Below are 18,132 nucleotides of genomic sequence, written 5' to 3'. Positions count from 1 at the left end.
TGCCGCGCAACGGCAGACTGGCCAATCAAGGAAAGGTGAGGCGGGTGGAGTTGGAAAGCCTCAGCCTTCCAGCTCTTCCCGCAGCATTTCGAGCTCCAGCCACTCCTCTTCCATCTTGGTGAGGCTGGCCCGCAGTTTCTCCATCTCGCTGGCAAGCCGGTTGAAGGCAGCGGCATCGCGCGTAAAGAGGTTGGGATCGGCCATCGCCTGTTCGCGTTTGGCGATCTCGGCTTCGGCTTTCGCCATCTCCTTCGGCAAATTGTCCAGCGCGAATTTCTGCTTGAAGGAGAGCTTGCTCTTCGAGCTTCCGCCGGAAGGTGCCGCCTCCTGGGGCTTCGGCTTCTCCGTCGCCTTCTCGGCCCGCTTGCGCTCGTCGATCGCGCCCTTGCGCTGCGCAAGCATGTCGGAATAGCCGCCGGCATATTCGATCCAGCGGCCATCAGGCGCATGCGGCACGGCGGGTGCAATCGTCGAGGTCACGGTGCGGTCGAGAAAATCGCGGTCGTGGCTGACGAGAATGACGGTGCCGGGAAAACCGGCGACGATCTCCTGCAGCAGATCGAGCGTTTCGATATCGAGATCGTTGGTCGGTTCGTCGAGGATCAACAGATTTGCAGGGCGCGAGAGAATACGCGCCAGCATCAGCCGGGCGCGCTCGCCGCCGGAGAGGCTTCTGATCGGCGTTCGCGCCTGCTCCGGCTGGAACAGGAACTCCTTCATATAGCCGGTGACATGGCGCTGTTCGCCGTTGACGAGCAGGTTTTCGCCGCGCCCATCCGTCAGGTAATTGGCGAGAGTATCCTCGGGATCGAGATCCTCGCGCTTCTGGTCGAGTGTCGCGATCTCCAGATTGGTGCCGAGCTTTATCGTGCCGCTATCCGGCGAAAGCTGCCCGGTCAGCATCTTCAACAGCGTCGTCTTGCCGGCGCCGTTCGGCCCGACCAGACCGATGCAATCGCCGCGATGCACGCGGATCGAGAAGGGCGTGACGATCGGCCGGTCGCCGAAGCTCTTGGTGATCTTGTCGGCCTCGATCACCAGCTTGCCGGATTCCTGCGCGTCCGAAGCCGTCGCCTGCACCGTTCCCTGCGGCCCCTTGTGGCCGCGATATTGCGAGCGCATCGTCTGCAACTCGCCGAGGCGGCGCATGTTGCGCTTGCGCCGCGCCGTGACGCCGTAACGCAGCCAGTGCTCCTCGCGCTCGATCGCCTTGCCGAGTTTATGCTGCTCCAGCTCTTCGGCTTCGAGCACCTGGTCGCGCCAGGCCTCGAAATGCGAAAATCCCCTGTCGAGCCGGCGCGAGGTGCCGCGGTCGAGCCAGACGGTTGCCGTCGAGACCTTTTCGAGGAAGCGCCGGTCGTGCGAGATCAGCACCAGGGCGCTGCGCGTCTTCTGCAGCTCGCCCTCCAGCCATTCGATTGTGGGAAGGTCGAGATGGTTGGTCGGCTCGTCGAGCAGGAGAATGTCGGGCTCCGGCGCCAGCACGCGGGCAAGTGCTGCGCGGCGCGATTCGCCGCCGGAAAGGGTGCTCGGATCTTCCTCGCCGGTCAGCCCGAGATGGGACAGCAGATAGGTGACGCGATATGGGTCGTCGCCCGGCCCGAGGCCGGCCTCGGCATAGGCCTGGACAGTGTTGAAACCAGCAAAATCGGGCGCCTGTTCGAGATAACGCACCGTCGAAGACGGATGACGGAAGACCTCGCCGGATTGCGCCTCGACCAGGCCGGCGGCGATCTTCAGAAGCGTCGATTTTCCCGAGCCGTTGCGCCCGACGAGACAGATTTTGTCGCCGGGCTCGATCTGCAGGCTGGCACCGGCCAGAAGCGGCGCGCCGCCGAAGCTCAGAAAGATATCGTCGAGTTTCAGAATGGGAGGGGCCAAAAATCAGACTCCGGAAAGATCATAGGGCCTGGCGAGCACAATCGCCCGGCCGCTGCGGAGCGAAAAGCAAACCTTGCCTTCCGCGACATTGGAAATGGTGCGCGACGAGCCGAAAGGCAGATGGAAATCGGCCAGCGGATAACGCGCATTGTCGATGCAAAGCCCGGTCAGCTCGCTGAACCCGAGCACGGAAAACAGGCTGGCCTTGGGAAGATGCAGCTCGATCGTTCCGGCAAGCAGCGGCACCGCCTCCTCCTTGCCCGAGGTCAGCAGCAGGTCGAAACCTTGTTCCGCCAGACTGACGGCCGACAGCAGATGCTGAAGCGCGTGGTCCGAGCGTTCGCCGCCAAGCGCACCGGCCAGGATCAGCCGCCGCGCACCCCGCGCGATTGCTTCCGACACGGCGATTTCGCCGTCCGTCGCCGCCTTTGCCGCGGGATAGGGCTGTTTCGGCACATCGGGAAAGGCGCCTTCGAGATCGGCCGGGGTCGAATCGAAATCGCCGACCCAGATCTCCGGCGTAATGCCAAGTGCCGCCGCATGCCGCATACCGCCATCGGCTGCGATGAAACGGCTGCCGCCGACGGCATGGCGCAGACGCTCCGTCAGGCTGAGTTCGCCGCCAAGGAGAATGGTAAAGGTGGATTGGCTCATGGGCATTGCCCTTAGCGCAAACGAGGGGTCGAGGGGAAGGGGCGCGGCTGGATCGGCCCCATTTGCCGTCTAGCGCCGCGCATCCAACAGGACGCGCCCGCGCTCATGTGAAAATGACGCTAGCCCGGCGTGTCCTTGTCGCGCGACTGGAAGACCGCCTCGTAGCCGCCGATGAAACGTTCGAACAATATGGCGAAGCGATCGACATCCTCCTCGGACCAGTCGGAGACGATCTCGGAGATGATCGCTAGTTTCTGCGCGACGATCTCGGCAAGCAGTTTCTGGCCGACCTCGGTCATGACGACGACAATCCGCCGGGCATCGGCCTGTGAAGCCTCGCGGCGCAGCACGTTACGCCCGACCATGTCGGCCACCACCCGGCTTGCCCGTGACGGATCGATGCGCAGCATCTCCGCGATCATGCCGACCGTGACTTCGCCGGCAGGCTGCGCCCTGCGCACAGCATCGAGCACATCGAGATGCGAAAGTTCGAGGCCCGGCGCGGCACTCTGGATCGCCAACCGGCCGATCAACCGCCGCCCGGTCATCAACCGCATGCGCCCCATGCTCCGGCCGATGCGTGGGACGTTTTTCTCATCCGGCGCAGCCGGTTCCGGGGAATTGGTTTTGGTCAGCACGTCATTCATAATCGGACCATATCAGAGCCGTTTCAGATTTTGAATATGCCGATGTCATTAATGTGCTATTGACAAATATATGCTGTCAGCACATAAAAAGCGGCCAACCCGGAACGATGCTCCCATGGACATGCAATTCGCGCCTCAGCCGCTCGTGACGGATCCTCGTCGCCGGCTTATCCTCTTCTTCTTCCTGATGACGGCCATGTTCATGGCGACGCTCGATAATCAGATCGTTTCGACGGCGCTGCCGACGATCGTCGGCGAATTCGGCCATCTCGAGCGTTTCGGCTGGATCGGCTCGGCCTATCTCCTGGCGCTCAGCGCCGTCATGCCGCTCTATGGCAAGCTCGGCGATCTCTTCGGCCGCAAATATGTGATGATGGCGGCGATCATGATTTTCACCGTCGGCTCAGCGGTCTGCGGCCTCGCGGTCTCGATGAACACGCTAATCGCCGCCCGCGTGCTGCAGGGTCTCGGCGGCGGCGGCATCATGGTGTCGATCTTCGCGGTCAATGCCGATTTGTTCGAGCCGCGCGAGCGGGCGCGTTACCAGAGCTATTCCAGCCTCGTGCTGATGGCGTCCGGCGCGATCGGTCCGGTGCTCGGCGGCACGATGAGCGACCTTTTCGGCTGGCGTTCGATTTTCCTCGTCAACGTGCCGATCGGCCTGATCGCGCTCGCCGGACTTGCCATGATGTTACCTTATCGCAAGCCGCATCGCCGCCCGAGGATCGATTATGCCGGTGCGCTGCTGCTCGCGCTGACGACAACCAGTATCGTGCTTGCCACTGACAGCAGCGAACTGTTCGGCGCATTGGTCTCGCCGCAGAGTATCGCCATCGTCGCCTTCGGCGTCGTCTGCGCCGTCACTTGGGTATTCGTCGAACGCTGCGCGCCGGAGCCGATCGTGCCGCTGGAGCTCTTTCGTAATTCGACCTTCAACCTGCTCCTGGTGATCTCGATTATGGGCGGCGCCATCGCCATCGGCATGGTCAATTACCTCGCGCTCTTTCTCCAGACCACCACCGGCCTTTCGCCCTCTGCCGCCGGCCTTCTCTTCATCCTTCTGACGGGCGGCCTCGTCTGCGGATCGCTGTCCGCAGGCCGCATCATCTCAAAGACGGGGCGCTACAAGCCCTTCGCCATTGCAAGCCTGACCTGCAGCGCCATCGCCTTCGCGCTGATGTCGCAGATCCATGCGGGAACGCCGATCGCTTTCATCGGCGCGATCATGATGCTGCATGGTATCGGCATCGGCCTTGCCCAGCAGGTTCCCGTCATCGGCGTGCAGAATGCAGCGCCCGCCCGCGACGTCGGCGCCGCCACCGGTTCGGTGACGCTGTCGCGCATGGGAGGCGCGTCGATCGCTATCTCCATCTATGGCGCCATCATCGCCTCTCAGCTTAACAAGGTCGGCGTGTCCATTCCCGGTGTCGCTGATATCGAGCAGCTGACGCCGAAGATGATGGCTTCCCTTCCCGAAGCAAGCCGCCAGTCTGTCGCCGACCTTTATGCCGCCGCCTTCTCGCCGCTCTTCCTGACGGCCTGCGCCTTTGCGGTGATCGGCCTTGTGGCCGCTCTCATGCTGAAGCCTGTGCAACTGCCCCGCGCCGGCGAGACGATAAGACCACAACCGACGACGGCCGAAGCCGCGGAATAACGAATCGGGGCGGATACCTCATCGGAAGGCGTTCTTCTGGGACAGGACCATCAAGGATTGTAATTTTCCCGGCTGACTGCCCCCATCAGCTCGATTGCTTCAATCGGGCCGTTCTTTTTCCGCGCAGTCGACGAATCTCCGCTTTCTGACGGAACTTTCGCCATAATTTCATCCGAGCGAAGGGAGGCCTCAACGCCCGAGGCTTGCCAAAATGCAACGCCGCCACATTTAAGCAGAGTCTCGCTATGCAACCGATGCGTAAATCAGCTACAGCAAGGACTTGTATCGGCCGATTGTGCAGCGCGAGATCAGGGGTGGGCACCTGTTGAATTCCCCTTGCCACGGTCGGTGCCAATCTGCGGCGAACCGGCAAAATAGCGACATGATGCGGAGAACCAGACTGGAAAGCTTGACGACGTGGAAATCGCCCGCGCTTTCCAGTGATGCCATCTTCGCGCCCCGGCGCTTCGCGCGTCGCCTGATGCTGCTTTCGACCATCGCAATGGCGCTGAATGGCTGTCAAACGCTGATCGAGCAATCCTATCAGCCGAGCGTGTCGCCTTCTTCCAATCCGCAGATCGTCGACGAGGTGCAGAAGAACGACCCGCGCGCGGCAATGGGCGCCCGCGAACATCCGCGCATCGTCGCAAGCTACGGCGGCGAATACAAGGACGCCAAGACCGAGCGCCTCGTCGCCCGCATCGCCGGCGCGCTGACGGCGGTGTCGGAAAATCCGAGCCAGTCCTACCGCATCACCATCCTGAATTCACCGGCGATCAACGCCTTTGCGCTGCCGGGCGGCTATCTCTACGTCACCCGCGGCCTGCTCGCCCTTGCCAACGACGCCTCCGAGGTCGCCGCCGTGCTGTCGCACGAGATGGGCCATGTGACGGCGAACCACGGCATCGAGCGGCAGAAGCGCGAAGAGGCTGAGGTCATCGCCAGCCGCGTCGTCGCCGAGGTCCTTTCCAGCGATATCGCCGGCAAGCAGGCGCTAGCCCGCGGCAAACTGCGGCTCGCCGCCTTCTCCCGCCAGCAGGAATTGCAGGCCGATGTCATCGGCGTGCGCATGCTCGGCGAAGCCGGCTACGACCCCTATTCCGCTGCCCGCTTCCTCGATTCCATGGCGGCGTACAGCCGCTTCATGTCGGTCGATCCCGAAGCCGATCAAAGCCTCGACTTCCTGTCGAGCCATCCGAATTCCGCCCAGCGCATCGAGCTTGCCCGCACCCATGCGCGGGCCTTCGGCCAGGAAGGGTCGGTCGGCGACAAGGGCCGCGACTATTATCTCGACGGCATAGACGGCCTGCTCTACGGCGACAGCCCGGAGGAAGGCTATGTGCGCGGCCAGACCTTCCTGCATGGAGGCCTCGGCATCCGCTTTGACGTGCCACCGGATTTTCACATCGACAACAAGGTCGAAGCCGTGATGGCCACCGGCCCGAACGACATCGCTGTCCGATTCGACGGCGTCGCCGACAATCAGAACCAGAGCCTCACCAACTATATCTCCAGCGGCTGGGTGACCGGCCTCGACCCGTCGACCATCCAGCCAGTCACCATCAACGGCATGGAAGCAGCCACAGCGCGTGCAAGCGCGGATCGCTGGGATTTCGACGTTACCGTGATCCGCAACAATTCGCAGATCTTCCGTTTCCTGACCGCCGTGCCGAAAGGCAGCGACGCCCTTGAGCCGACCGCCAATGTCCTGCGCGCAAGTTTCCGGCGCATGACGCCGGCGGAGGCAGCCTCGCTGAAGCCGCTGCGCATCCGTGTCGTCACCGTCCGACCGGGTGAAAACATCTCGACGCTCGCCGCCCGCATGATGGGCACCGATCGCAAACTCGATCTCTTCAAACTCATCAATGCCCTGCCCACGGGTGCAGCCGTTTCACCCGGCGATCGCGTCAAGATCATCGCCGAATAAAAAAACCCGGCTTACGCCGGGCGAGTCAGTGCTGCTGGAGGGGAACGAAGTTACGGCGCCGGGCGTCTTTCGACGCCCTCGGGACGCAGCAGAACTTTAAATCTAAGCATAGGCCGCCATGTGCGGATCGGCGTTGACCAGCGCGCTGCGGAGCTTCTCCATCGCCCGGCTTTCGATCTGCCGCACACGTTCCTTGGAAATACCGAGATCGGCGCCGAGTTCTTCGAGCGTGGCGCCGTCTTCCGCCAGACGCCGGGCGCTGATGATTTTCATCTCGCGTTCGTTGAGATGTTTCAGCGCCGAGGCGAGCCAGACGCGGCGGCGCTCGCCGTCGATCATGTTGGAAACCTGCTCATCCGGCAGGGGATCGTCGCTGACGAGGAAGTCCATCTTCTCTGCACTCTCGGCATCGCCGGAGACCGAAGGCGCCTGCAGCGAGGCGTCGTTGCCGGAAAGCCTGGCATCCATCGTCTGCACATCGGCGAGGCTGACGCCAAGCGCCGCGGCGATTTCCTGGTGAATGGATTGCAGCGTCAGCTGGGTGTCGCCCTTGGCGAGCTTGGCGCGCAGACGACGCAGATTGAAGAACAGCGCCTTCTGGGCCGAGCTCGTGCCGCCGCGCACGATCGACCAGTTGCGCAGGATATAATCCTGAATCGAAGCCCTGATCCACCAGCTTGCATAGGTCGAAAAACGCACATCGCGTTCCGGCTCGAAGCGGGCGGCCGCCTCGAGCAGGCCGACATAGCCCTCCTGCACAAGATCGCTCATTGGCAGGCCGAAATTGCGGAACTTGCCCGCCATCGATATGACGAGCCGCATATGGGCCATGGCGATCTGGTTGCGCGCGCCGCGGTCGTCGTGATCCTTCCAGCGAATGGCGAGATCGTGCTCTTCCTGACGGGCGAGGTAGGGGGCGGCCATCGCGATCTTGATCATGCGCCGGTCTGCAGACATGTTCTTCATTTCGATCTCCTGAAACAGGCCTCTCGCCCTAAATGAACAATAAAACGCACCTTCCGGAACATCGCGGTCCGGACTGAATGGGGGATCTGAATGCATAAAGGCCTCGCCCCTGGACTTTTCAGGGGGAGGCCCTATTTCTCATCATGTGCCGTTAAGACGGCCGGGCTGGACCTGTTTCTTCACCTTGCCGGATGGGCAATATTGAAAAGGCATGATCCGCTCCTCATCGAACATTGACGGAATAGCAGTTCGCCCGTCGAGGCACATTGCCCGACGAGCAGTCCGCAATTACGTGTGTTAAACGCGGCAGCCGTGAAAAAGTTCCAATAAAAAACCCGGCTTGCGCCGGGTTTTTTGATAAAGAAAAACAGGATCGCCTTAAGCGGCTTCGTCCTGCGAATCGTCTTCTTCGATCGCCTTACCACGCTTCGGACCCTTGTTGAGATTGGTCTCGACGAGGCGGACGGCTTCGGTTTCCGACATCTTGTTGACGGCGGCGATTTCGCGCGCCATGCGGTCGAGTGCAGCCTCATAAAGCTGGCGCTCGGAATAGGACTGTTCAGGTTGGTTTTCGGCACGATAGAGATCGCGCACGACTTCAGCGATGGAAATCAGGTCGCCGGAATTGATCTTGGCATCATATTCCTGGGCGCGGCGGGACCACATGGTGCGCTTGACGCGGGCCTTGCCCTGCACGACCTTCAATGCACGCTCGACGAAATCCGTTTCCGAAAGCTTGCGCATGCCGATGCTCATGGCCTTCGCGACCGGAACCTTCAGGCGCATCTTGTCCTTTTCGAAATCGATAACGAAAAGTTCGAGCTTCATGCCGGCAACTTCTTGCTCTTCGATAGCGGTGATGGTACCGACGCCGTGAGCGGGGTAGACGATCGATTCACCGGTCTTGAAGCCATGGCGTGCTGTGGAAGGCTTTTTCTGCTGAGTCGTCATTCTATTCAAAAACTCCCTGTTACGCTTCCGGCGGCGGCCGGAGCCGGGTCAGTCAGGCCCGGGTGAGACGGTAGAATCCGTCGGGTGACTTCACTCTGGTCCCATCGGGCAAAAGCAAAGAACTTCTTGCGCACGATCTTGGGACCCGGCGCTCAAAGCGTTGATATGTCACGGAAACCGCGTACGGATTTGGTTTTGCTTTCGTGATGGTTTTGGGCATGCGTCATGCCACAAATGGAACAGTAGACGAAACCTATCATAAAAATATGAGGAAATCAATAATTTGCTTCGCTTGAGTCATGCGGGCAACACATGTCACCCATATCCCTCACGCAGCTTTTAAAACGTTTTACCCCACAGCCGCCTCAATCCGGCGGCCGATTATGGCCGCCGTCTCAATCGCCGGAACCGGGTTTTTCCGAGAAATACTTCTCGAACTTTCCGGTCTCGCCATCCATCTCCTTGGCCTCCGGCAACGGCTCCTTCTTGACCGTGATATTCGGCCAGATGGTGGCATATTCGGTGTTGATCTTCAGCCATTTGTCGAGGCCTGGCTCGGTATCCGGCTTGATCGCCTCGGCGGGACATTCAGGTTCGCAGACGCCGCAATCGATGCATTCGTCGGGATGGATGACGAGGAAATTCTCGCCCTCGTAGAAGCAGTCGACGGGGCAGACTTCCACGCAATCGGTGTATTTGCACTTGATGCAATTGTCGGTCACGACGTAGGTCATGAAGAACTCCAGGATTCCATGCTGATGGGGCCGGGCAACCTGGAACGTCGCGCCTGTCCCCGTGCCGGAAGAAAAGCGTGGGCAGGCTTGGGAGGCAAGCACGCTTCCGGCAGGTTGTCAGTGACGTATCGGCTTTAACGCCGGATTTCAAGGATAAACGATCTGCAAAAGCCGCCACCGCGGGCAGAGTTTTCTAATCCTCGTCCGACATCAGGCGGTCGATTGCGCGTCGTTCCTTTTTGGTCGGCCGGCCGGTGCCGGTCGCCCGGATCGCCTGCTCGTAGGGGCTGAGGCGTTTTGCCTCATCCGGCGGCGGCGACAGGTCCTCGTAGAGCAGGCGGGCCTCCTCGTAAGGCCCCCGCCGCTCGCCGGCGAGTCGCATGACGAGAACGACGTCGCGCCGCTCCAGCGTCAGCTCGATACGGTCGCCCGGCTTGACCATCTGGCTCGGATGATTGCAGCGCTCGCCGTTGATACGCACATGGCCCGACTGGATATGGCTCTGCGCCAGCGAGCGCGACTTCACCATACGCGCGAAGAACAGCCACTTGTCGATGCGCTGGCGCGAACCGCTTGTCGGCTGTGTCTCCCCGCTCATGATTACTTCTTCATCTGCTCCTTGAGAGCCGCGAGCTTGGCGAAAGGCGAATCCGGATCGATCGGCTTCTCCTTGCGCGGCGGCTTGGCTTCGAAGCGCAGCGGCTGCGAACCGCCGCGGTTGTTGTTGCGATCGTTGCGGTCATTTCGCTCGCCGCGATCCTTGCGGTCCTGCCGGTCACCGCGTGGCTGGTCGCCCCGTGGCTGGTTGTTGCGGTCGCCTCTTGGCTGCTGCGGCCGGCCGCCATCGCGGTTGCCGCCGTCCTTGCCGCGGTTGTGACGATTATTGTCGCGGCCTTCGCCGCCGCGATTGCCATCGCCGCCTTCACCACCACCCGGCCGGCGATTGCGGTCGCCGCGTTCCTGGTTCTGGCCCCGCTCCTGGCCCTGGCCGCCACGGCGTTCGCCATGCCCGCCGCGCGCCTGGCGCTGATTGTCGTTGCGGCCGCCGAGACGCCACAGAAGAACCGGCTTCGGTTCCACCGGCTCGCCGGTTTCCTCGGAAGCGGACACCGCTTCCTCAGGCGCGGAAGCTTCATCAGGAGCAGATGTCTCGACCGCTTCATCAGGAGCCGCGGTTTTCACCGTTTCCGCCACCGGCGTGTCCACATCAGCAGAAGCTGCCTCGGCCACAGATGGCTCGGCGGCAGTTTCCTCCGTCGCGCCGTCGGCATCGTCGTGATCGGCCTTTTCAGCTGTATCGTCGGCAGGCGTTTCCGCGGCCGTTGCCGGCACTGAGGCCGCATCCTGCGTCGCAAGATGTGCCGATGCCTCTTCCGCCTTCACCGCATCGGCGCGATAGCCGAGACCCTTGAGGATTTCTTCCATGTCCTCGAGCGTCGCCCCGAGGATCGACAGCATCGCCGTCGTCGTCGTGAAGCGGCGGCCGTCATAGGCGCCCTCCGGCCGGTTGCTCTGACCGGGCTTCCACTGCAGCAGCGGCCGGATGATATCGGCAAGCCGCTCGAGGATGTCGATGCGCACGGCACGCTTGCCGAGGAAGCGGAAGCCGGCGAGCTTATAGAACATCCGCTCGAAACTTGGGTCGGTGACGACCGAGGTGCGGCCGGCGGCAAGCACCGGAATGAGATCGCCGTAGCCCGGCTTGTCCAAACCGTCGTTCTTCAGCGCCCAGAGCAGCGTGATGAGCTCGGCCGGCGCCGGCTTCAGAAGTGCCGGAACGAAAATATGGTAAGCGCCGAAACGCACGCCGTAGCGGCGCATCGAGGCGCGGGCCTCCTGATCGAGCGACTTGACCTCCTCGGTCACGTCACGGCGGAACAGCACGCCGAGGTTTTCGACGAGCTGGAACGCGAGCCCCTTTGCCAGACCCTGCAGGTCCTCGGCGCGCGACAGATCATCGAGCGGCTTCAGCACCGTGCTGATATGATGATTGACGAAGCGTTCGACACGGGCGGCGACATGATCGCGGGCATTGCCCGTCAACTGCTCGTCGGCCAGCAGAATCACCCGCGGACGCATGATGTGATCGCTGCCCGAAAGCCGCGCCACCGGGTCGCCGATCCAACGGATCAGGCCATCCGAACCGATCGCCAGGTCACTGTTGCCAGCGGCATGGATTCGAGCCGCACGGGCCTCGAATTCGAGCGCGAGCGCTTTCTGCGACGCAGCCTGAACCGCCTTGGCATCCGGTCCGTCCGTTCCCGCCACCGGCGTGAAGCGGAATCCGCTCAATTGCCCTACATGATGTCCTTCAACGAAGACATCGCCATTCACACTGATTTCAGCTTCCAGCATCGCATTCTCTCTCAGGCGCTTCATGAGCACAGATGTCCTGCGATCAACAAAGCGTTTCGTCAACCTTTCATGTAACGCGTCGGACAATCGATCTTCGATTTCCCGCGTCTTTTCCTGCCAGTGTGTCGGATCGGCAAGCCAACCAGGCCGATTCGAAACATAGGTCCAGGTTCTTATCTGCGCGATTCGCGCCGAAAGCGTGTCAATTTCCCCATCTGTCCGATCGGAGCGATGAACCTGTTCCGCGAGAAACTGCTCGTTCACCGTGCCATAGCGCACGAGATCGGAAAAGAGGGTCGAGATAAGATCGGCATGTTGTGCCGGGGTGATACGCCGATAGTCGGGAAGCGCGCAAGCCTCCCAGAGTTTTTCGACCCGGGCCGGCCTGTCGGCAAGGTTGATCACCTCGGGATAACGTGAAAGCTGTTCCAGCGCCTGCTGGTCGACCGCAGGCAGCGCCCGCGTCAACCCCGCTACGCGCGGTCCCGCCTCGAGGCTGGCGCGCAGCGCTTGGATCGAGGAGAAGTCCATCTCGGTGGTGCGCCACTGCAAAACCTTGACGTTGTCGAATTCATGCCCTTCGATGCGCTGTACCAGCTCCTCGTCCAGGGGCGAAACCTGTCCGGTGACGCCGAAGGTACCGTCGCGAACGTGCCGCCCGGCGCGTCCGGCGATCTGGCCGAGTTCGCCCGGATTGAGATTGCGAAACTGGTAGCCGTCGAACTTCCGGTCCTGGGCGAAGGCGACGTGATCGACATCGAGGTTGAGGCCCATGCCGATCGCATCGGTCGCCACCAGATATTCGACATCGCCCGCCTGATAAAGCGCCACCTGCGCATTGCGGGTGCGCGGGCTGAGCGCGCCGAGCACGACAGCCGCGCCGCCGCGCTGCCGGCGGATGAGTTCGGCGATCGCATAGACCTCGTCGGCCGAGAAGGCGACGATGGCCGAGCGCTGCGGCAGCCGGGTGATCTTCTTCTGCCCGGCATAGAAAAGATGCGAAAGCCGCGGCCGCTCGACGATCGTGATGCCGGGCAGGAGCTGCTGCAGGATCGGCTGCATCGTTGCCGCGCCGAGCAGCAGCGTTTCCTCGCGGCCGCGAAGATGCAGGATGCGGTCGGTGAAGATATGGCCGCGCTCAAGATCGCCGGCGAGCTGCACCTCGTCGATTGCGACGAAGGCGGCCTTGGTCTCACGCGGCATCGCCTCGACGGTGCAGACCGAAAAGCGCGCATTGGGCGGCGAAATCTTTTCCTCGCCGGTGACCAGCGCCACATTCTGCGCGCCGACCTTCTCCACCACCCGCGTATAGACCTCACGCGCCAGCAGCCTGAGCGGCAGGCCGATCACGCCGGTCCCGTGAGCGACCATGCGCTCGATGGCATAATGGGTCTTACCGGTATTGGTCGGCCCAAGCACCGCGGTCACACCGCGCCCGCTCAGAATCATCGGCTGCGAAGTCAGAGTCATGGTCCATGCAAATGAGGCGGGCAGCCCCCAGGAAAACAGTGCTTCCGCGACGGAAGCCAGAGAACACATGGACAGCCGCCGCCGCAAACGCAAGGGCAGATTTTAAAATGCTGCCGGGATTACGACCTTGGCGAGTCACGCGGACCGCCGGTATTTGCGATTCGGAACAGCGTGAGAACGAATCAGCGACGAATCGCTGACTCCCGATGATTCAGCTTTTGTTCACGGCTAAGTATTGATTTTGAATCACTTTTTCCCACTAGATGCTGAATCGTCTGACTCCCTCCGCTTGGCATTTTCGTCACCGCCATCGGCGAATCCGGCCAGTGGCGAACAATCAAAAATTGCGCCTGAAATTAACCTCTCGACCAAAGCCGGAACGAATCGGCGACGAATCGCTGACCGCATCGTTTTCGCCTTTCGTTCACGGCCACATCTGGTGGCGAAACTCGGTCCATGCGCTATATGCGTATCGCCGATCGGCGTCCCCGTTCCGCCTTGTCCATCGGCATTAATCTTTCGGAAGCCGGATTCATATCCCGTTAAGCCGGGATGGTCGCCGGCGGCGCGCCGATCAAATACGGAACGAATCGCTGACGAATCGGCGACATCGGGACCTTCTCGCTTTGTTCACCGCAACATGTTGTATTTAAACGCCTTTTTAACCATACGGGCAGGTTTTCGATAGGGCGGGGGTCCGAGCGCGTCACATTTCCTGGCTTAACCGGGAACAAAAATCGCCAATGCGTGTTTCTGGTCCATTCAAATTGCGGATGAAATGAAGGAAACACACCATGCTTGGCACAATACTTCTTGTTATCCTCATTCTGCTCTTGATCGGAGCCTTGCCGAATTGGGGTTATAGCCGTGGCTGGGGCTATGGACCTTCTGGCGGTTTGGGGCTAGTTCTCGTGATTATCATTATCCTTGTACTCATGGGCCGCATCTAAAGGCCAACAAACCTGGGGAGTTACGACATGATGAAGAAGATTGTTCTTATTGGTGCGCTCGTCGGCGCCCTGGCATCCTGCACAGCGACCGAGCAGGGAACGGCGATCGGCGCCGGCACCGGCGCGGTCATCGGCGGTGCCGTGACCAACAGCTGGGGTGGTGCCGCCGTCGGCGCCGTTGCCGGCGGTCTGACCGGCGCTCTCATCGGCCAGTCGGTCGAACGCCGCGGCTACTGCGTCTATCGCGACCGCTACGGCCGCCGCTACGAGGCCCGTTGCCGCTACTGATCGGCAAAAGCATATCGGACTTCCCAACGGGCGCTTCGGCGCCCGTTTTTCTTTGATGGCCGCCTCCGTCAACGCGGCGTTGACGATCGGTCGCCAAAGCCAAACCTACCGACCTCCATCAGGCAGGTGCACATTTGCTTCATGAGCGCAGTGGGCAGGCGAATCCGCCCGGCGCATCTGAAAGGAACGCTTCCATGGGTCAGATTTTCCTGAATTCCGCTGTCGCCATTCTCATCGCCTTGGCTTTCCTCACAAGCGCGATTTCAGCTCTTCGCGGCCAGGATCGCTCGCCGCAGCGCGTGCCGGTCAAGATTCCGCCACGGCGTCACCAAAACACCGGCGGCCGTTCCTGATGTCCGCACGGCGGGCATCCATACAAAGAGCGATAGCGCGTCCGGCAAGACGCGCTATCGCTTTCAAGTCGATTCCGATTTCCGGGGCCGGTTAGACGAAGAACTGCCCGCCATTGGCGGTCAGCGTCGAGCCGGTGATGAAGCCGGCATCGTCGGAGGCGAGGAAGGTAACGCAGCGCGCAATTTCCTCAGGCTCGCCGAGACGCCCGACGGGAATCTGCGGAATGATACGTTCGTTCAGCACCTTCTCCGGCACGGCGAGCACCATCTCGGTTCCGATGTAACCGGGGCAGATGGCATTGACGGTGATGTTCTTGGCCGCCCCTTCCTGGGCCAGCGCCTTGGTGAAGCCGAGATCGCCGGCTTTGGCCGCCGAATAGTTCGCCTGACCCATCTGCCCCTTCTGGCCGTTGATCGACGAAATATTGACGATGCGGCCGAAGCTGCGGTCACGCATGCCGGTCCAGACCTGATGCGTCATGTTGAACAGGCCGGTGAGGTTGGTATTGATCACCTCGTGCCACTGCTGCGGCGTCATCTTGTGGAACATCGCGTCGCGGGTGATGCCGGCATTGTTGACGAGCACTTCCACCGGCCCGCTCTCGCTTTCGATCCGGGCGATCCCCTCGCCGCAGGCGGCGTAATCCGAAACATCCCATTTGAACACCGGCACGCCGGTGGCGTCGTGGAAGGCTTTGGCCTTCTCGTCGTTGCCGGCATAATTGGCGGCAACCCTGTATCCGGCGTTTTTCAGCGCCACGGATATGGCCGCACCAATGCCGCGCGTACCCCCGGTGACCACAGCCACTCTGCTCATGTTCCGCTCCCCTTTTGTTTTCGCCCCGCTCTGGCGGGATTTTTCAATCAATGACGGATCGTATGCTGTTTAAAGTGCTTCGAAGCACATGGCGACACCCATGCCGCCACCGATGCAAAGCGTGGCCAGCCCCTTCTTGGCGCCGCGGCGCTTCATTTCGAACAACAGCGTATTGAGAACGCGCGCGCCGGAAGCGCCGATCGGATGGCCGATCGCGATCGCCCCGCCGTTGACGTTGACGATCGCAGGATCCCATCCGAGATCCTTGGTGACGGCGCAGGCCTGCGCCGCGAAAGCCTCGTTGGCTTCGACGAGATCGAGATCGCCGACCGACCAGCCGGCCTTTTCGAGCGCCTTGCGCGACGCCGGGATCGGGCCGGTGCCCATGATCGAAGGATCGACGCCGGCGGTCGCCCAAGAGACGATGCGGGCGAGCGGCTGGATACCGCGACGGACCGCCTCCGCTTCGCTCATCAGCACCGCGGCAGCGGCGCCGTCGTTGAGGCCGGAAGCATTCGCTGCCGTCACCGTGCCCTCCTTGTCGAAGGCCGGGCGCAGCTTACCCATCGCCTCCAGCGTGGCGCCATGGCGGATATATTCGTCGGCATCGACCGTAACGTCGCCCTTACGCGTCTGAATGATGTAGGGGATGATCTCGTCGGCAAAGCGGCCGGCCTTCTGCGCCGCCTCCGCCTTGTTCTGCGAGGCGACGGCGAACTGATCCTGCTCGTCACGCGAAAGCTGCCACTGACGCGCGATATTCTCGGCGGTGATGCCCATGTGGTAGCCGTGGAACGCATCGGTCAGGCCGTCCTTGATCATGGTGTCGACCATCTTGGCGTCGCCCATCTTGACGCCGCCGCGCAAGTGCATGGCATGCGGTGCCATCGACATGGATTCCTGGCCGCCGGCAACGATGATCTTGGCGTCGCCGGTGGCGATCTGCTGCATGCCGAGCGCGACGGCGCGCAGACCCGAACCGCAGAGCTGGTTGACGCCCCAGGCTGTCGCCTCCTTCGGAATGCCGGCTTTTATCGCCGCCTGGCGCGCCGGGTTCTGGCCCTCGCCTGCAGCGAGCACCTGACCGAGGATCACCTCATCCACTTCGCCGGCATCGACGCCGGCGCGCGCGAGCGCACCCTTGATGACGGCCGCGCCGAGCTCATGCGCCGGAACCGTTGCGAAAGCGCCGTTGAACGAGCCGACGGCCGTTCGACCTGCACTGGCGATGACGATGGATGAATTGCTCATGGGGACGCTCCTCGTTTTCGTCTCACTTACATAAGAGGAAACTGGCAAAGCTTGGAGCGCAAGTCAAACGCGAAGACCGGCCGGGGTCATTTTTCGGCACGAACGCGAAAGCCCGAATTCATCTGCTCTGTGAAAGGTTTGCCGCATCGCACAAAGAGATTGTCACCGGCCTTCTTTTGCGTTTACAGTCTGAAGTGGAGGAATATCCATAATTCAGACGGGGGTCCAGGAGACTGATATGGCGAAGCATGAGGGTCAGATAGTCATCAAGAAATACGCCAATCGCCGCCTATACAATACAGGCACCAGCACCTACGTCACGCTGGAAGACCTGGCGGAGATGGTGAAGAAGGGCGAAGAATTTACCGTCCAGGATGCAAAAAGCGGAGATGACATCACTCATTCGGTGCTGACCCAGATCATCTTCGAGCAGGAATCGAAGACCGGCAACACGCTTCTCCCGATCTCCTTCCTGCGCCAGCTCATCACCTATTACGGAGACCAGATGCAGATGGTCGTGCCGAGCTTTCTCGAACATTCGATGCGCGCCTTCAGCGAACAGCAATCCCAGATGCGCGAGCAGGTAAACCGGGCCTTCGGTGAAACGCCGCTCGGCAAGAACCTGCAACTGCCGATGCAGATGGTCGAGGACCAGGTTCGCCGCAACACCGAGCTGTTTCAGCAGGCGATGCAGATGTTCTCGCCCTTCATGACGCCGCCGGCCAAGGAAAGCCGCAAGGCCGAGGCCAAGGATATCGATGAGCTGAAGGAACAGCTCCGCGCCCTTCAGAACAAACTCGACAACCTATAATCCGATCGAGACATCCCGTCCGGCGCTCCGGATCGACACGGCAAACCCGCCAATCACATCGATCAGAGCGATCGTCATCAAAATGAAGAAGACCTGCGTTGCAGCATCTCGGACGAGCAGAAACTCGACCAGGAAGGCGATGAAAACCAGCATCGACAATATGTGGTTGATGAGGTTGCCGGGACCCGTTCTGGTCGCTTTCAGGATTTCGAAGAACAGCACGACGAGCGCGATGACGATGAAAAGATCGCCGAGCGCCATGCTCCAGATCGCGCCTGATATCATCGACAACACGATGACGTCATGCTGCAGCGCCGGAATACCGCCCTCGCCCATCAGGCCGAGCATCGCCAGGTTGTAGAGAACGAACGGGATAATCATCAGCGGCATTGCAGCTATCATCGGCAATCTCCTTGGCGGCTG

The 18,132-nt window shown here is 61.5% G+C and carries 17 protein-coding genes; 6 read left to right on the top strand and 11 right to left on the bottom strand.

Annotated features, from left to right (window positions below):
- Nucleotides 1–60 precede the first annotated feature (60 nt).
- The 3 genes from OS035_RS13935 to OS035_RS13925 all read right to left on the bottom strand — a co-directional run bounded on the left by OS035_RS13935 (nt 61) and on the right by OS035_RS13925 (nt 3,182).
- On the bottom strand, nt 61–1,881 hold the full coding sequence (locus OS035_RS13935; RefSeq protein ID WP_097625006.1) for an ABC-F family ATP-binding cassette domain-containing protein: 1,821 nt from the start codon (nt 1,879–1,881) through the stop codon (nt 61–63).
- A gap of 3 nt (nt 1,882–1,884) precedes the next feature.
- Nucleotides 1,885–2,541 carry a thiamine diphosphokinase gene (locus tag OS035_RS13930; protein WP_179867093.1) on the bottom strand — a complete coding sequence of 219 codons (657 nt, stop codon included), beginning with the start codon at nt 2,539–2,541 and terminating at the stop codon, nt 1,885–1,887.
- A 113-nt stretch (nt 2,542–2,654) separates the two neighbouring features.
- On the bottom strand, nt 2,655–3,182 hold the full coding sequence (locus OS035_RS13925) for a MarR family winged helix-turn-helix transcriptional regulator (RefSeq protein ID WP_097625008.1): 528 nt from the start codon (nt 3,180–3,182) through the stop codon (nt 2,655–2,657).
- A 115-nt stretch (nt 3,183–3,297) separates the two neighbouring features.
- Here OS035_RS13925 and OS035_RS13920 point away from each other — a divergent pair, with 115 nt between their 5' ends.
- On the top strand, nt 3,298–4,836 hold the full coding sequence (locus tag OS035_RS13920; protein WP_331813809.1) for an MDR family MFS transporter: 1,539 nt from the start codon (nt 3,298–3,300) through the stop codon (nt 4,834–4,836).
- 382 nt (nt 4,837–5,218) lie between these two features.
- Nucleotides 5,219–6,763, top strand: a complete 1,545-nt coding sequence (locus OS035_RS13915; RefSeq protein WP_097625010.1) for a M48 family metalloprotease — start codon at nt 5,219–5,221, stop codon at nt 6,761–6,763.
- A 102-nt stretch (nt 6,764–6,865) separates the two neighbouring features.
- Here the strand turns inward: OS035_RS13915 and OS035_RS13910 are convergent, their stop codons facing one another.
- The 5 genes from OS035_RS13910 to OS035_RS13890 all read right to left on the bottom strand — a co-directional run bounded on the left by OS035_RS13910 (nt 6,866) and on the right by OS035_RS13890 (nt 13,239).
- On the bottom strand, nt 6,866–7,729 hold the full coding sequence (locus OS035_RS13910) for an RNA polymerase factor sigma-32 (RefSeq protein WP_097625011.1): 864 nt from the start codon (nt 7,727–7,729) through the stop codon (nt 6,866–6,868).
- A 378-nt stretch (nt 7,730–8,107) separates the two neighbouring features.
- The gene (locus OS035_RS13905) at nt 8,108–8,680 is read right to left on the bottom strand and encodes a CarD family transcriptional regulator (RefSeq protein WP_003543775.1); all 573 of its coding nucleotides are present in this window, start codon (nt 8,678–8,680) and stop codon (nt 8,108–8,110) included.
- Nucleotides 8,681–9,075: 395 nt separating this feature from the next.
- A complete protein-coding gene (fdxA, locus tag OS035_RS13900) occupies nt 9,076–9,414 on the bottom strand; it encodes a ferredoxin FdxA (RefSeq protein WP_007632346.1) in 339 nt (112 codons plus the stop codon).
- Between the two features lie 193 nt (nt 9,415–9,607).
- Complete coding sequence (locus tag OS035_RS13895; protein WP_097625012.1) at nt 9,608–10,012, bottom strand: RNA-binding S4 domain-containing protein; 405 nt, start codon at nt 10,010–10,012, stop codon at nt 9,608–9,610.
- A gap of 2 nt (nt 10,013–10,014) precedes the next feature.
- Entirely contained in the window at nt 10,015–13,239 is a 3,225-nt protein-coding gene (locus OS035_RS13890; RefSeq protein WP_097625147.1) for a helicase-related protein, read from the bottom strand.
- 794 nt (nt 13,240–14,033) lie between these two features.
- Here OS035_RS13890 and OS035_RS13885 point away from each other — a divergent pair.
- From OS035_RS13885 to OS035_RS13875, 3 genes are all read left to right on the top strand, one after another.
- On the top strand, nt 14,034–14,189 hold the full coding sequence (locus OS035_RS13885; RefSeq protein ID WP_003543790.1) for a DUF3309 family protein: 156 nt from the start codon (nt 14,034–14,036) through the stop codon (nt 14,187–14,189).
- 27 nt (nt 14,190–14,216) lie between these two features.
- Nucleotides 14,217–14,477: a YMGG-like glycine zipper-containing protein gene (locus OS035_RS13880; protein WP_003543792.1), complete on the top strand. Its 261-nt coding sequence runs from the start codon at nt 14,217–14,219 to the stop codon at nt 14,475–14,477.
- A gap of 194 nt (nt 14,478–14,671) precedes the next feature.
- The gene (locus OS035_RS13875) at nt 14,672–14,830 is read left to right on the top strand and encodes a hypothetical protein (protein ID WP_165503890.1); all 159 of its coding nucleotides are present in this window, start codon (nt 14,672–14,674) and stop codon (nt 14,828–14,830) included.
- Nucleotides 14,831–14,921: 91 nt separating this feature from the next.
- On the opposite strand, the gene OS035_RS13870 is transcribed toward OS035_RS13875, so the two are convergent.
- Entirely contained in the window at nt 14,922–15,647 is a 726-nt protein-coding gene (locus OS035_RS13870; RefSeq protein WP_331813808.1) for a beta-ketoacyl-ACP reductase, read from the bottom strand.
- 69 nt (nt 15,648–15,716) lie between these two features.
- The gene (locus tag OS035_RS13865) at nt 15,717–16,898 is read right to left on the bottom strand and encodes an acetyl-CoA C-acetyltransferase (RefSeq protein ID WP_097625013.1); all 1,182 of its coding nucleotides are present in this window, start codon (nt 16,896–16,898) and stop codon (nt 15,717–15,719) included.
- Between the two features lie 238 nt (nt 16,899–17,136).
- On the opposite strand from OS035_RS13865, the gene phaR reads away from it, so the two are divergent.
- Nucleotides 17,137–17,709 (top strand): polyhydroxyalkanoate synthesis repressor PhaR, encoded by a 573-nt coding sequence (gene phaR / locus OS035_RS13860; protein WP_003583046.1) that lies wholly within the window; start codon nt 17,137–17,139, stop codon nt 17,707–17,709.
- Here the strand turns inward: phaR and OS035_RS13855 are convergent.
- Entirely contained in the window at nt 17,704–18,111 is a 408-nt protein-coding gene (locus OS035_RS13855) for a hypothetical protein (protein WP_003589652.1), read from the bottom strand. The two genes, phaR and OS035_RS13855, sit on opposite strands and share 6 nt — an antisense overlap.
- Nucleotides 18,112–18,132 lie beyond the last annotated feature (21 nt).

The sequence above is a fragment of the Rhizobium sp. 268 genome (assembly GCF_036571585.1).
GTDB lineage: Bacteria > Pseudomonadota > Alphaproteobacteria > Rhizobiales > Rhizobiaceae > Rhizobium > Rhizobium redzepovicii.
This window is presented reverse-complemented; position numbering and strand designations above follow the sequence as displayed.